This is a genomic window from Desertimonas flava, assembly GCF_003426815.1.
In the GTDB taxonomy this organism is placed as follows: Bacteria; Actinomycetota; Acidimicrobiia; order Acidimicrobiales; family Ilumatobacteraceae; genus Desertimonas; species Desertimonas flava.
This window is the reverse complement of sequence record NZ_QKYK01000014.1, coordinates 79,396-93,315: the sequence shown is the minus strand read 5'-3', so window position 1 is coordinate 93,315 and position 13,920 is coordinate 79,396. Positions and strand designations below refer to the sequence as shown.

Annotated in this window: 13 protein-coding genes; 8 read left to right on the top strand and 5 right to left on the bottom strand. The window is 69.5% G+C overall.

What is annotated here, in order from left to right; all coding sequences use genetic code 11:
- Window positions 1-51: 51 nt before the first annotated feature.
- Window positions 52-1,479 carry an AAA family ATPase gene (locus DN771_RS16760; RefSeq protein ID WP_162942043.1) on the bottom strand — a complete coding sequence of 476 codons (1,428 nt, stop codon included), beginning with the start codon at window positions 1,477-1,479 and terminating at the stop codon, window positions 52-54.
- Between the two features lie 72 nt (window positions 1,480-1,551).
- On the opposite strand from DN771_RS16760, the gene DN771_RS16755 reads away from it, so the two are divergent.
- Both DN771_RS16755 and DN771_RS16750 read left to right on the top strand, forming a co-directional pair.
- Entirely contained in the window at window positions 1,552-2,400 is an 849-nt protein-coding gene (locus DN771_RS16755) for a DUF72 domain-containing protein (protein WP_116998690.1), read from the top strand.
- A 66-nt stretch (window positions 2,401-2,466) separates the two neighbouring features.
- On the top strand, window positions 2,467-3,366 hold the full coding sequence (locus DN771_RS16750) for an AAA family ATPase (protein ID WP_116998689.1): 900 nt from the start codon (window positions 2,467-2,469) through the stop codon (window positions 3,364-3,366).
- Between the two features lie 24 nt (window positions 3,367-3,390).
- Here DN771_RS16750 and DN771_RS16745 read toward each other — a convergent pair whose 3' ends face one another.
- Both DN771_RS16745 and DN771_RS16740 read right to left on the bottom strand, forming a co-directional pair.
- The gene (locus tag DN771_RS16745; protein WP_116998688.1) at window positions 3,391-4,248 is read right to left on the bottom strand and encodes an Ig-like domain-containing protein; all 858 of its coding nucleotides are present in this window, start codon (window positions 4,246-4,248) and stop codon (window positions 3,391-3,393) included.
- A gap of 120 nt (window positions 4,249-4,368) precedes the next feature.
- The gene (locus tag DN771_RS16740; RefSeq protein ID WP_116998687.1) at window positions 4,369-4,710 is read right to left on the bottom strand and encodes a MerR family transcriptional regulator; all 342 of its coding nucleotides are present in this window, start codon (window positions 4,708-4,710) and stop codon (window positions 4,369-4,371) included.
- A 70-nt stretch (window positions 4,711-4,780) separates the two neighbouring features.
- Between DN771_RS16740 and DN771_RS16735 the strand changes: the two genes are divergently transcribed.
- From DN771_RS16735 to DN771_RS16715, 5 genes are all read left to right on the top strand, one after another.
- Complete coding sequence (locus DN771_RS16735; RefSeq protein ID WP_116998686.1) at window positions 4,781-5,893, top strand: oxidoreductase; 1,113 nt, start codon at window positions 4,781-4,783, stop codon at window positions 5,891-5,893.
- 20 nt (window positions 5,894-5,913) lie between these two features.
- Window positions 5,914-6,288 carry a VOC family protein gene (locus DN771_RS16730; RefSeq protein WP_162942042.1) on the top strand — a complete coding sequence of 125 codons (375 nt, stop codon included), beginning with the start codon at window positions 5,914-5,916 and terminating at the stop codon, window positions 6,286-6,288.
- Window positions 6,289-6,540: 252 nt separating this feature from the next.
- The gene (locus DN771_RS16725; RefSeq protein WP_116998684.1) at window positions 6,541-7,491 is read left to right on the top strand and encodes a hypothetical protein; all 951 of its coding nucleotides are present in this window, start codon (window positions 6,541-6,543) and stop codon (window positions 7,489-7,491) included.
- Between the two features lie 82 nt (window positions 7,492-7,573).
- Entirely contained in the window at window positions 7,574-9,583 is a 2,010-nt protein-coding gene (locus tag DN771_RS16720) for an LPXTG cell wall anchor domain-containing protein (protein ID WP_116998683.1), read from the top strand.
- Window positions 9,580-10,173: a hypothetical protein gene (locus DN771_RS16715; RefSeq protein WP_116998682.1), complete on the top strand. Its 594-nt coding sequence runs from the start codon at window positions 9,580-9,582 to the stop codon at window positions 10,171-10,173. The genes DN771_RS16720 and DN771_RS16715 overlap by 4 nt, the downstream gene beginning before the upstream one ends.
- A gap of 58 nt (window positions 10,174-10,231) precedes the next feature.
- Here DN771_RS16715 and DN771_RS16710 read toward each other — a convergent pair whose 3' ends face one another.
- Complete coding sequence (locus DN771_RS16710; RefSeq protein WP_162942041.1) at window positions 10,232-11,335, bottom strand: erythromycin esterase family protein; 1,104 nt, start codon at window positions 11,333-11,335, stop codon at window positions 10,232-10,234.
- 1 nt (window position 11,336) lies between these two features.
- On the opposite strand from DN771_RS16710, the gene DN771_RS16705 reads away from it, so the two are divergent.
- A complete protein-coding gene (locus DN771_RS16705; protein WP_227462384.1) occupies window positions 11,337-12,809 on the top strand; it encodes a vWA domain-containing protein in 1,473 nt (490 codons plus the stop codon).
- Window positions 12,810-12,866: 57 nt separating this feature from the next.
- On the opposite strand, the gene hpnH is transcribed toward DN771_RS16705, so the two are convergent.
- The gene (hpnH, locus tag DN771_RS16700) at window positions 12,867-13,871 is read right to left on the bottom strand and encodes an adenosyl-hopene transferase HpnH (protein WP_116998679.1); all 1,005 of its coding nucleotides are present in this window, start codon (window positions 13,869-13,871) and stop codon (window positions 12,867-12,869) included.
- Window positions 13,872-13,920: the final 49 nt, after the last annotated feature.

Sequence of the window (13,920 nt, the reverse complement as noted above, 5' to 3'; positions counted from 1 at the left end):
CCGAGACGTTAGGTGTGCCAGATAGCAGCCGGCAAGACTGCTGGAAGGCGTTCAGTCCGGCGATTCGGCCCCGAGAAGATCGTTTGCGGTGAGCGTCGTCAGCTCGTCCTCGGTGGGATGCTCCACCGCGGCGAGCCGTTCGGCTTGGCGGCCGACCGCCTCCTCGAAGAGGTTGCGCACGAAGCGAGCGTTGCCGAAGCCGCGCCCGCGCGGTTCGGCGTCGATCACCGTGCGCAGCGCCTCGCGGCCGGCGTCGTCGAGGTGGTAGCGGGTGGCGTCGCTCATCCCCTCGAAGATGGCGACCAACTCGTCGGTGGTGTAGTCGGGGAACTCGATCGTGCGCGTGAAGCGGCTCTTGAGGCCGGGATTGGCGTCGATCAGCGCGGCCATCTCGGCCGGATAGCCGGCGGCGATCACGGCGAGGTCGTCGCGATGGTCCTCCATGAACTTGACGATCGTGTCGATCGCCTCGCGCCCGAAGTCGTTCTCGCCGCCGCGGGCGAGGGCGTAGGCCTCGTCCACGAGGAGCGTGCCGCCCAACGCCGACTCCATCACGCCACGTGTCCTGGCGGCAGTCTGACCCACGTAGCCGGCGACTAGGTGAGAGCGGTCGGTCTCCACGAGATGTCCGTGCGACACCAGGCCGAGCGTGCGGAGGATCTGGCTGAGCAGGCGGGCGACGGTCGTCTTCCCGGTGCCGGGGTTGCCGGTGAACACCAGGTGGTGGCTCGTCTCGAGCGTCGGCAGCCCCCGCTCGACGCGCAGGGCCTGGATGCGGAGCAACGACGTCAACCGCCGCACCTGCGTCTTGACCGTCGCCAGGCCGACGAGGGCATCGAGCTCGGCGAGGAGGTCCTCGATCGGGCGTGCCGGCGGCAGCTCGACCGGTTGCGCGGCGGGTGCTCCGTCCGTGGCGGTGGCGACGACTGGATCTCCGGGTTGCTGCGGTCGGACTCCGGAGGGCGGCCGGGGCGGCTCGCCCCCGCGGTTCGACACGCCGGGCCGGGGCAGGCCGGCGCGGTCGAACGCGCCGAGCAGGACGCCGCGGTACCGGTCGATCGCCGCCACCTCGTCGGGTGAGGGCACGAGGTCGACCGACGCCGCGGCGTGGCAGAGGCGGATCCCCAGCTCGTAGTAGCGCACGGCGCGTCGGCCGGCGTCCCTGGCGTCGGCGTCGAGCAGGAGTCCGAACAGCGTGCTCGGACGCTCGAGCCAGCGAGCCTTGCCGACCAGCAGCTGCGACTCCCTGAGCTGCACGGACGACACCAGCACCGCCGGCTGGAGGCGGGGGCCGATGTCGTCGAGCCAGGCCTCGAGCTCGGCGCCCGAGTGGCGACCGTCGCTGTCGATGACGGCGCCCACCAGATCGCTCGCCTCGACGACCACGTCGGCTCGGTGGTCCCTGCCCGACAGTTCCGACAGGTCGGCGCTCACCCCGTCGACGAAGGCGTCGACGTACTTCGCCAGTGCTCCAGCCACGGCGGGAGCGTAGTTGCACCGCGTCATGCCCACCCCGGCACCGCCCGAGCGCACACATAGTCTCGTCGGGCGATGCGGTTGTACGTGGGGTGCGCGCTGTGGGCGCACAAGGCCTGGATCGGACGGCACCTGCCGGCCGGCCGGAGTGCCCAGCTGCCCGTGTACGCGACGTGGTGCAACGCCGTCGAGGGCAACGCCACGTTCTACGCCGAGCCGGCGGCGTCCACGATCGCCGCCTGGGCCGACCAGACCCCGCCCGACTTCCGGTTCTTCTTCAAGCTCCCCAAGACGTTCACGCACGACCGGCGCCTGCGGGTGCCGGCCGACGACGTCGGCGCCTTTCTCCAACTGCTCGCGCCACTTGGCGAGCGGGCCGGCACGATCGCCGTGCAGCTCCCCGCCAGCTTTGGGCCAGCCGATCTGCCGGCTCTGGCGGCGTTCGCACGCGCGGCGCCGCGGACGCACCGCTTCGCGGTCGAGCTGCGGCATCCGGCGTTCTTCGACGGGAGCCCGGCCTCGCGATCGGCCGCTTCCCTCCTCGAGTCGGTCGGTTTCGAGTGGACGATCTTCGACACCACCGTGCTGTTCTCGCGGCCGCCGGTCACCGACATGGAGCGCGAGGGCTGGTCCAACAAGCCGCGCGTGCCCCGCCGCGTCGAGGCCCTCACCGATCGGCCCGTGGTTCGCTACATCGGCCGCGACGACATCAACGTGACCGTCGCCGGTTGGCAGGAGTGGCTGCCCGTCGTCGCCGCGTGGCTCGCCGAGGGGCGCACGCCCACGGTGTTCATCCACACGCCCGACAACGACCACGCCCTCGTGCTGGCACGACGGTTCCACGATGAGGTTCGTCAACTCGTGCCGGCGCTGGAGGCGCTCCCGGTGCCCGACGATCCCGTCGATCAGGCGACATTGTTCTGACGATCTTCACCCCCCGCCGCGGTTCCGACAGCGTCGTCGCAGCTAGCGATCGGTAACGTCGCAGCCGTGACCGCTGAAACGACTGCCCGCTTCGAGAGCGTCCCCCAGGTTCGCGACGGGCTGAAGGACGTCAATTACCTCGCTGACGACGGCATCGCCGGCGTGGTGTTCCTTGCCGACCGCCTCGGCAAGCCGATCCTGGTGGAGGGACCGGCCGGTACGGGCAAGACCCAGCTCGCCAAGTCGGTGGCCGAGATGCTCGGCGCTCGCCTGATCCGGCTGCAGTGCTACGAGGGCCTCGACGAGTCCAAGGCGCTGTACGAGTGGAACTACAAGAAGCAGCTGCTGCGCATCCAGTCCGACAACAAGGCCGGCGCTGGTGAGGCCGACACCAGCTGGGCCGAGGTGTCCGACGACATCTTCTCCGACGAGTTCCTGCTCACCCGCCCGTTGCTCGAGGCGATCTCGGCGCCCGACCCGGTCGTGCTGCTGATCGACGAGGTCGACCGCGTCGAGGTCGAGACCGAGGCGCTGTTGCTCGAGATCCTGTCCGACTACCAGGTGTCGATCCCTGAGCTGGGCACGATCACCGCCAAGCAGATCCCTCTCGTGTTCCTCACCTCCAACAACACGCGGGAGCTGTCCGAGGCGCTCAAGCGGCGTTGCCTCTACCTGCACGTCGACTACCCGACACTCGAGCGCGAGCGCGAGATCGTGCTGGCCAAGGTTCCCGGTGTCACCGAGAACCTCGCCGATCAGATCGCCCGCGTCGTGCGGTCGATCCGCCAGATGGATCTCAAGAAGTCGCCGAGCGTCTCCGAGACCCTCGACTGGGCCCGCACACTGCTGCTGCTCAACCTCGACGCCATCGACGCCCAGGTGGCCAAGGACACGCTCCACATCCTGCTCAAGTACCAGAGCGACATCGCCAAGGCGACCAAGGACCTCTCCGTCGACGACGCTTGAGGCCTCGCCTCGGGCCGCCGGCGCTCACCGAGTGGCCGGCAACGTCGGTGGCGTGGGAGCGGCCGGTCGGTCGACCTGCTGACGGAGGGCGAAGCTGCTCGGCGCCGCCGTGGCCGTGCCGCTGAAGTCGGCCGTGATGGTGTGCACGCCGGCCGACAGCGCCGACGTGGTGAACACCGCCCGGCCGGAGACGACCGGGACGGTGGCCAGGACCGCGCCGGCATCGGCGATCGTCACCGTGCCGCCATCGACTGAGGGCTGTGCGGCGGCGTGGTGGCCCCGGAGACCGGCCGGCGCGGCGTCCGCTCCGGCGACGGTGACGACGAAGGTGACGGGCTGCCCCAGCACCGACGGATTCGGCGACGACGTCATGCCCGTCGCCGTGGGAGCCGGGCTGGGTGGGTGGGTCGTGGTCGGCAGCATGGTGGTGGACGTCGTGGTCGATGTCGTGCTCGGGACCGGGCGGGCGATCACGACCTGCTCCAGAGGTGCGCTGGAGAGCATGAAGTTGCTCGGTGAGAGCGACCAGTTCGTCGTGATCTGGTGGGTGCCCGGCGGAAGTGCGCTGGTGGTGAACGAGTTCACGTCGCCGCTCATCGCGACCGTCCCGAGCAACACGCCGTCGGCGAGGAACGGCAGCCAGCCCTGTTCCTGGATCTCGCCGTTCCACGTGACGACCGCCGTGAACGTGATCGCATCCCCCTCGTTCGCCGGATTGAGCGACGACGTCACGACGATGCTGTCCGGCTCCGCGACCGCTGGGGTGCCAGCGGACGTCGGCGCGGCGATCGGCGCCACAGCCGCCAGCGCCATGAGCACGCCCGCTCCGCTCCGCCCGTTGAACAGGCGAGCACGAGCGCTCGCCCAGCCGATGGCCGTCATCCTCACCCCGTTCCGCAACGTCGACGGCCCCGTCGGTCGCCGATGGTCGGTGCCGAGAGTACACGCGACGGTGAGCGCCTCGGTTCGTTCGAGCGAGCAGCCGTCGACACCTGACAGCCGTCAGACCCGGTAGCGGGCGACCACCTCCGACAGCAGGCGTCGGGTCCGCTTCAGTGACGCCAGTTGCTCATCGACGCGCTGCAGCTCCTCGCCGAGTCGCTGTTCCAGCCACGGCGTTCGGATCGTGTCGTCGGCGATGCACGGCAGGACGTCGGCGATCGTCGCGCTCGACAGCCCGGCATCGAGCAGGCACCTGATCAACTCGACCCGCTCGACGGCGGAGTGGGGGTAGTGCCGCTGACCGCTCGGGCTGCGCTCGCTGGCCAGCAGGCTCTGCTCCTCGTAGTACCGCAGGGCGCAGGCGCTCGCTCCCGTCGCCGCCGCCAGTTCACCGATCCTCATCGAGCGTCCTCCATGCCGTCCGTCACAGACCCTTGACCTTGACGTCAATGTAAGGGTTTAGCGTACCTCTATGACCGCACTCGCAACCGACGCGACGGCGACCGACCCGTCGGCCGCCCGCCTGTTCGCCCCGATCTCCGTGGCCGGGCTGACCCTCCGCAACGCCTTCGTGATGGCGCCGATGACTCGCAGCCACTCGCCGGATGGGATCCCGACGGCCAAAAACTCGGCGTACTACCGCCGCCGCGCGGCCGGAGGCGTGGGGCTGATCGTGACCGAAGGGATCCTCGTCGATCACCCGAGCGCCGGTCACGACCCGGACGTCCCGCGCCTGACCGACGAGGCGGCAGCGGGCTGGCACCATGTGGTCGACGCCGTCCACGCCGAGGGGTCGTCGATCGTGGCGCAGCTGTGGCACATGGGAAGCCAGCGGGACTCGCCGGACGGGCATCCTGCGTGGACCCCGTCGGGCATCGACGAGCACGGACGTCCCAACTCACACGCGGTGACCACCGCCGAGGTCGACGTGCTGATCGGGGCGTACGCCGACGCCGCCCGCGCCGCTCACCGCGTCGGGTTCGACGGCGTCGAGGTCCACGCGGCCCACGGCTACCTGCTCGACGAGTTCCTGTGGGCTGCGACGAACCGGCGCACCGACCGCTACGGCGGCAGCCGGCGCAACCGCGCACGGATCGTCGCCGACATCGTCGCCGCGGTGCGGGCGGCGACGGGCCCGACATTCCCCGTCGTCGTCCGCTTCTCGCAGTTCAAAGAGCGCGCCTTCGAGGCTCGCCTGGCCGACACGCCCGACGAGTTGGCCGAGGTGTTGGGGCCACTGGTCGATGCCGGCGCCGACATGTTCCACGCGTCGCAACGCCGCTTCTGGGATCCCGCCTTCGACGGCTCGCCACTCAACCTCGCCGGCTGGGCCAAGCGCATCACCGGCCGTCCCTCCATCACCGTCGGCTCTGTCGGTCTCAGCCAGTCGGCGAGCCGCATGGTCTCCCCCCAGGAGGCACACTCGATCGCCGCGCTGGCAGCCCGTCACGCCGACGGTGAGTTCGATCTGGCCGCCGTCGGCCGAGCCCTGCTCGGCAACCCCGAGTGGGTCCGCCTCGTCGCGACGGGGCGCACCGCCGACGTCGTCGACTACCGCAAGGAGCACGAGCACCACTACTGGTGACCGCCACGTACATTGCGGGAATGAGTGAACCAGCCGACGCCTCGCCGTCGCCGCCCGACCTCCTCTTCGTCATCGACGCGGTCGACACGGACCTGCTCGCCGACTTCTGGGCCGCGGCGCTCGGGTACCGCCGCGCCGACTCGGTCGAGCAGTACGAGATCCTGCTCCCGGCTGACGGTCGCCCCGGGCCGATGTTCCTCGTGCAGGGCGTGTCCGAACCCAAGGTCGCCAAGAACCGCATGCACGTCGACCTGCACGTCGACGACCCCGACGCCGAGGCCGCGCGGCTGGTCGGACTGGGCGCCGAGCGGCGCGGCAGCGGGAGCCTCGGGGAGATCTCGTGGATCGTGATGGCCGATCCCGAGGGCAACGAGTTCGACATCGGTCGCCGCTGACTCTCCGGCCCGGCGGGTGCTCACCGGGCGCGTGAAATCCGGTTCAAGAAATCGCTGGACCGCTTGACAAGTGGTGGGTACGATCGGCCGCGTGTCATAGAACCGTCACCGGGTGCGGGTGACGGTGCGGCGGACACACCGTGGAAGGGTCACGTGGAAGGGGTGCGTGACGCCGACCGGGAGCGATTGTCTCCAGCGTCGTCGTCACCGGAGGAATCCACAGGCGGAGACGCCCTCATCCAGGAGACAGCAATGCAACGAGAGCACCGGCGGCGACTCATTGTCGCGGCCATTGCGACGGTCGGCATCACGGCACTCACCGCTGGCGGCGTGTCCGCCAACGATGACCCTGCCGATCCGACCTCGGCCGACGCGCACGACAACGTCAGCCAGAGCGCTTCGGCGAACGTCGACCTGCGCCAGAAGGCGTGGTCCAACACCGGCGGGAACCTCGCCTTCAACGAGACCTGGCAGGGCAACGACGCCGACCAGGACGCCGATGCCAACGCCAACGGAGGTGACGCCGACGCGGATGCCTGCGGCTGCAAGCCGTCGTGGCCGGTCAAGATCTTCGATCTCGGCGGTGGCGGCACGGCGACGGCCGCCGGCGGCGCCGGCGGCGAGGCCAACGCGACGAACGACAACAGCGGCTCGAACGACGCCACGTCGTCCAACTCCATCGACACGGGCAACGCCACGGCGGGCAACGACGCGACCGGGGACATCTCCCAGACGCACACCAACACGTCCAGCAACACGGCAACGGCGACCGCGGGAGCGGCCACGGCCTCGTCGTCGGCAGGCGATGCCACGGCGTCGTCGAGCACGCCGACACCGGCGAACGCGTCGGCGAGCTCCAGCGTCAGCCAGTCGCAGTCGGTCGGCGTGAGTGTCGACCAGAGCGCAGGCGCGAACAGCGGTCACAACGTCGCCGGCAACGGCACCGAGCAGGGCAACTCGGCCTACCAGGAGTCCGACGCCGACGCCAACGGTGGTGACGGCGACGCCGACGGCGGCACCGCGACGGCCGGAGGCGGTGGCGGCGGGACGGCGACCAGTGGCAACACCAACGCCGGCAGCAACACCTCCAGCTCCAGCAACACCATCAGCACCGGCGATGCCACGGCGACCAACTCGGCGTCGCTGACGGTGTCGCAGACCGCCACCAACACCTCGACGAACACCGCCGAGGCGAACGGCTAACAGATCCCTTCCACGGGGAAAACAAGACGAGGGTGGGGCGACCGCGTGCCGCCCCACCCTCCGACATCACAGAGGCGGACAGATGAAACTCAAGGCGGTGGCGGCCGCCGCGTTCTCGGCGGTCCTTGCCGCGGGGACGGCGACGGTGGGCGCCAGTACTCCACCGGGGACGGATCCGGTCGGTGACGACGGAGCCCCCGGAACCGACGGCTCCGAAACGAGTTCGCCGACCACCGAGGTGACCACGCCGGTCACCATCGTGGTCGAGCCCGAGCCGACGACTGCCGACGGAACCTCGGCCGGACCCGACACGGTCGTCGACCTGACGACGGTCGTGAGCTCGGCCGACGTCGGCCCGACCGACGGGACCGACGGGACCGAGGTCGACCAGAACCAGACCGCGGTCATCACGGCGACGATCGTCGCCGACGCCAACACCGGCTCGAACGAGGTGATCACCGACGACACGGGCGGCGACGGGTCGTCGCCCCTGGCCGAGATCGACACCGGCGACGCCACCGCCGTCGGCTCGATCGACGTCAACGCGATCACGCAGGGCGCCGAGGTCGTCCTCACCGACTCGGCGACCGCCAACCTGCTTCAAGTCGCCCTCGTCATCAACATCGGCGCGGCGCTCGCCAACACCGGGCTCAACGCCGTGTCGGCACCGGACGGGCCCGGCGCGTCGGGTGTGATCGCCACGGGCGACGCCGACGCGACCGGACTCGACATCGAGCAGTACCTCACCCAGATCGCTCGGCAGAACGCCGATTCCGGCACCGATGCCGCCTCGTCGCAGGTCGCCGTCTCGTTGTGGATGGGGCTGGCGCTGGCCAACACCGGCACGAACGCGGTCGCCGGTACCGGCGTCGCCGCGAGTGGCGGGGATATCGCCAGCGGCGACGCGTCGGCGACCGGCAACGACTCGCTCACCGAGATCGAGCAGTACGCCGACATCCTCGGTGTCGATCAGTCGACGACGAACATCACCCAACGGGCGACCGTCCTCAACGTCGGGTTCGCCCTCGCCAACAGTGGGCTCAACGACGTGTCGAACGTGGCGACCGGCCTGCTGACCGCGAGCGAGGCCGACGACGACGCCGTCGCCCAACAGCTCTTCGCCATGCTCCTCCCGGCGATGTTGCAGAGCTATGGCTACGGTCCGGCCCAGGGCACGATCGCGTCCGGTGATGCCACCGCCGTGGGCAACGAGAGCGACACGTTCGTCCGTCAGGTGGCGTTGGCCGCGGCGTCCGGCGATGGCCAGATCGACATCGTGCAGGATGTGCTCGTGGCCAACATGGGGGCGGCGGCCGCCAACACGGGCGGCAACACGCTCGGGTCCGTGCGGCCGCTCGACCAGGAGACCGCTGACGCCGTGGTCACGATGGCCGCCTTCATGGCCGAGCTCCTCAGCCTCGTGCACCGCTCGGCCAACGAAGCGTCCCTCGACGCGCACAGCCAAGGCATCGAGATCCCGTTCCAGGGGCTCATCCTGCGCCTCGACGGAGCCTTCCAAGGCCTGGATGCACAGTTCGCCGAAGGCGGGGCCCGGGCCAACGTCCGACAGGTCTCGGTCATCGTCAGCCTCGGGATCGCCGAGGCGAACACCGGTGGCAACGTGTCTCAGGCGGACGTGCAGCAGGGGGCCGCGGTCAACGCGCTCCAGGCCGGCGACGCCGTGGCCGTGTTGGCGGTGGACGACGCCGGCAACGCGATCATGACGGGTGACGCGGCGGCGGCCAATCGCGAAGTCGTCGTCGTTTGCCAGCGGATCAACGCCGACGACCTCGACTGCCTCGCCCCGCCGACGACCACCCTGCCTCCCGGTCCGACGACCAGCGTCGCGCCGGCCACCACGGCACCTCCGGTCAGCACCGCCCCGCCGTCGGGAACAACCCTGCCCCCGGGTGTCACCGTGCCTCCGACGACGAGCCCACCCCGCCCGTTCGGCCCCCCGGTCACGGCTCCGCCCGGTGGCACTCTGCCGGCGACCGGCAGCACGAGTGACGAACTGGTCGCCGCGGCGATGACGGCGCTGCTGCTCGGTGGCTTCCTGGTCGTGATCACACGGAAGCGGACCCTCCCGTGATCGCCGTGCTCGCCACGATCGCGCTGTCGCTCGCCTCTGTGCTCTCCCCGGCGACGACGGAGCCACCGCCGATCCCCGACGGCTACGTGCCGTTGGTCGATTCCACCGGTCTGCTCGTGGTCGCCGTGCCCGAATCGTGGACCGACGTCGACCCACTGCCCGCCGTGCGCGACGGAGTCGCCCAGCCCTACCTCGCCGCGTCTCCGGATCTCGACGTCTTCCTGACGTCGTTCGACGCGCCGGGCGTGTTGTACGCAGCGTTCCCGTTCGCTGCCGACCCCACCGAGCTTCTCCGCGCCCACGGTCTCACCGGCGGTTGCGCCACACTCGAGGTGAGGTCGTACGACGACCCCATCTTCACCGGCATCGTGCAGGTCGGCACGGACTGCGGCGCGACGCACATGACGTGGAACATGGTGGTGGCGAGCCCAGCCGACCAGTCGTTCAGCGCTGTGGTACAGGTGCAGTCGGCGCCAGGCGACGAGGCGACGAGGATCGTGATGCTCACCTTCAACGTCGCACCCGGCGCGGTGGCGACGTTCGACACCGTGCCGGCATCCTCGACGACGCCGCCGAGCGCCCCACCGTGACGACCCGAGCGGTCGGGCTCGGGTGCCGGCCGCTCACGCCGACAGCGCCGGGCGGCGTTCAGCGACCCAGAAGACGGCTGGCGCTCGACTCGTCGATGTAGACGACGGCGTCGAACGCCTCGGCCAACGACGGAACCGTCATCGTGTGAGCGGCTGGATCCTCGTCGCCGGCCAGCGACGGCACGATCATCAGCGTTGTCGCCGCCCCCGCCCGCCACCTGGCGACATCGCCCGGCACGTCGGTATCGAGCGGAAGCAGGTAGGTGTCCGCCTCGGCGCGGCCCAGCGTCGCTTCGAGGAACTCTGCGGGCGGGGGCCCGAACGGGTGCGGGTGCGGGTCGCTGTAATCCGGGCTGATCTCGCCCTGACCGACCCAGCTCCCGACCGACACGTAGCCATCGCCGAGGCGCGCCGCGATGTGGCCGCCGGCCATCACCCCGGTCTGCTCACCGTCGCCTGGATTGGAGTAGGAGAGTGCCGGCGCCGCAGCCGTGTGCACGTTGGCGGCCCAGTATGCGACCCGGCTGCCGGTGAGGCCCTGCCACCACGCGATCGAGTCGGCGATGAACCGTTCGCGCCCGGCCCGGAACTCCGTGTCGTGCGAATAGTTCTCGTACCACCCGGCGATCGCCCTGGCGTGCTGGTCGATGTTCGCCTTGAGGACGGGGTCGCTTCCGACGGGCAATGTCGCGACGAGGCGGACCAGGTCGTCGGCCCTCTCGACGACCGCCTGCCGCTCGTCCGCGGCCAGTCCGAAGAACCACGCGAACTGCTCGTATGGCTCGCCGCGCAGGGCCACCTCCGCCAGGGTCGCATCGACATCGGCGGCCCGCTCGGGGGCGACGTCTGCGGCGTACGTGGAGATCTCGTCGAAGCTCAGCTGGCGAAGCTGCAAGACGTCGGTGCCGAGGAATCGAACCGGGTCGTCTGGATGCTCCTCGTTGTACGCCCGCATCCACTCCACGAGGCCGAGGATCTCCTCGGTCGCCCACATCGGCGACGACAGCTGGGAGACCAGCTCACGCGCATGGCCGTCTCCAGACACGACGTACCGGTCGATGAGCACGCCGCTGGCGAAGTCGTTCTCGAAGCCGACCGTGCGGAAGCCGAGCCCGGTTCCGGGTGCTGTTGATCGCTCGCCGGCAGCTACCGTTCTGGGCACCGTGACTGACACCGCCGCCGCCCCCTCGTCGAAGATGCTCGAGCTCCTCAACGGCTTCGTCGTCGAGCTGCGCAACGCCGGCCTTCCCGTCAGCCTCACCGAGAACCTCGACGCCATGGAGGCGGTGCAGTACATCCCGGTCGACGACCGCGAGGCGTTCAAGTACGCCCTCGGCGCGACGCTCGTGAAGAACAACGCCCACTGGCGCAGTTTCGAGACCGTGTTCGAGGTGTACTTCAGCCTCCGCGGCCCCGAGTACAAGCTGGCCGAGGGCGACGAGGACAGCCTCGACGAGCTCTGGCGCGAGATGCAGGACCAGATGGCGGCGGGCGAGGGCAACGCCGGCGCCGGCGGCGGCCTCGACTCGCTCACCGCCGAAGAGATCGCCCAGCTGCTCATGCAGGCGCTGCTCAACGGCGACCAGGCGATGCTGCGGGCGATGGCCCGGCAGGCGGTGCAGCGGTTCGCCGGCATGGAGCCGGGACGGCCCGTCGGCGGCACGTACTACCTCTACCGCACGCTGCGGAACCTCGACCTCGACGGCATGCTCGAGAAGCTCATGCAGGCCTCGCGGGAGCAAGGCAACCAGGAGCTCACATCGCTCGAGGAACGTCTCGAGCACGAGGAGTTCCAGGACCGCATCGACAAGTTCAAGGCCGAGATCGAAGCCGAGATCCGGCGCCGTCTCGTCGCCGACCGAGGCGCCGAGGCGATGGCCAAGACGCTGCGCAAGCCGCTGCCCGAGGACGTCGAGTTCATGCACGCCAGTCGCGACGAGATGCAGCTGCTGCGCAAGGCCCTGTATCCGCTCACCCGCAAGCTCGCCGCACGGCTGGCGCGCAAGCGCCGCCACGGCCGCAAGGGGCCCCTCGACTTCCGCAACACCGTGCGTCACTCGCTCTCCTACGGTGGTGTCCCGGCCGAGCCGAAGTTCAAGTATCCGCGGCCGGCCAAGCCGGAGCTGATCGTCATCGCCGACATCTCCGGATCGGTGGCCGCCTTCGCCCGCTTCACGCTGATGCTGGTGTACGCCATCCAGAACCAGTTCTCCAAGGTCCGCTCGTTCGTCTTCATCGACGGCATCGACGAGGTCACCGAGTACTTCCGCACGACCGAGGACATCCAAGAGGCGATCCATCGCGTCAACACCGAGGCCGACGTGGTGTGGGTGGACGGCCACTCCGACTACGGCCACGCCTTCGAGGTGTTCTGGCAGAAGTGGGGCAAGGAGGTCGGCCCCAAGTCGACGGTGTTGCTCCTCGGTGACGCCCGCAACAACTACCACGCCAGCCAGAGCTGGGTCGTCAAGCAGATGGCCGCCAAGGCCCGGCACGTCTACTGGCTCAACCCCGAGCCGCGTTCCTACTGGAACACCGGGGACTCCATTGTCGGCGAGTACGGCACCCACACCGACGGCGTGTACGAGTGCCGCAACCTGCGTCAGCTCGAGTCGTTCGTCGAGAAGCTCGCCTGAGCCGACCCGGCGTGGAGCAGCGGCTCAGCGGCTGACCGCTGACCAGGCGAGCTCGTTCTACCGGTTGAGCGCGGCGCGGATCGACTGCTTCAGCGACGCCGTGGTCGCCAGCACGGCCGTGGGCTCGTAGCCACAGTGCGCCATGCAGTTGGCGCACCGCGGGTCCTTGCCCCGCCCGTACTTGCTCCAGTCGGTCGTGTCGAGCAGCTCTTGATACGTCTCGGTGTACCCGTCGCTCATCAGGTAGCACGGCCGCTGCCAGCCGAACACCGAGTAGCTCGGGATGCCCCACGGCGTGCACTCGAAGTCCTCCTTGCCCTCGAGGAAGTCGAGGAAGAGGGGGGAGTGGTTGAGTCGCCACTTGCGGCGGCGGCCGTCGGCGAACGCCTCGCGGAACATCTCGTGGGTCTGCTCGATCGGAAGGAAGTGGTCCTGATCGGGCGCCTTCTCGTATGCGTAGCCGGGCGACACCATCATCGCGTCCACCTGGAGGTCGTCGTTCAGGTAGTCGAGCACTTCGCGCACGTTCTTCGCCGAGTCGGTGTTGAAGAAGGTGCTGTTGGTGGTGACGCGGAACCCGCGCGCCCGCGCCTCTTTGATCGCCTTGATGCATGTGTCCCACACACCGTCACGGTCGACGGCGCGATCGTGACGGTCCCCGAGACCGTCGATGTGGATGACGAACGAGAAGTACGGCGACGGCGTGAACAGGTCGAGCTTGCGCTCGAGCAGGATGCCGTTGGTGCAGAGGTACACGTACTTCTTGCGCTTCACCAGCTCGGCCACCATGCGGTCGATGTCGGGGTGGAGCAGCGGCTCGCCACCGGCGATCGACACCATCGGCGCCCCGCATTCCTCCATCGCGGCCACGGCGTCCTCGACGCTGACCCGCTTGCGCAGCACCTCCGTGGGATGCTGGATCTTGCCGCAGCCGGGGCACGCCAGGTTGCAGGCGAACAACGGCTCGAGCTCGACGATGAGCGGGAACTTCTTGCGGCCCTTGAGCTTGTTCTTGGCCAGGTAGGCGCCGACACGCACGGACTGCTTGAACGGGATGCCCATGTTGCGGACTCCTCTGCTACTACTTCTACTACTCGGAGACGGATCGGCC

Bases quoted from the DNA above. Each gene is read 5' to 3' on its own strand.
- DN771_RS16755 (WP_116998690.1), top strand. From the start codon at position 1,552: ATGCGGTTGTACGTGGGGTGCGCGCTGTGGGCGCACAAGGCCTGGATC.
- DN771_RS16745 (WP_116998688.1), bottom strand. From the start codon at position 4,248: ATGACGGCCATCGGCTGGGCGAGCGCTCGTGCTCGCCTGTTCAACGGG.
- DN771_RS16740 (WP_116998687.1), bottom strand. From the start codon at position 4,710: ATGAGGATCGGTGAACTGGCGGCGGCGACGGGAGCGAGCGCCTGCGCC.
- DN771_RS16735 (WP_116998686.1), top strand. From the start codon at position 4,781: ATGACCGCACTCGCAACCGACGCGACGGCGACCGACCCGTCGGCCGCC.
- DN771_RS16730 (WP_162942042.1), top strand. From the start codon at position 5,914: ATGAGTGAACCAGCCGACGCCTCGCCGTCGCCGCCCGACCTCCTCTTC.
- DN771_RS16725 (WP_116998684.1), top strand. From the start codon at position 6,541: ATGCAACGAGAGCACCGGCGGCGACTCATTGTCGCGGCCATTGCGACG.
- DN771_RS16720 (WP_116998683.1), top strand. From the start codon at position 7,574: ATGAAACTCAAGGCGGTGGCGGCCGCCGCGTTCTCGGCGGTCCTTGCC.
- hpnH (WP_116998679.1), bottom strand. From the start codon at position 13,871: ATGGGCATCCCGTTCAAGCAGTCCGTGCGTGTCGGCGCCTACCTGGCC.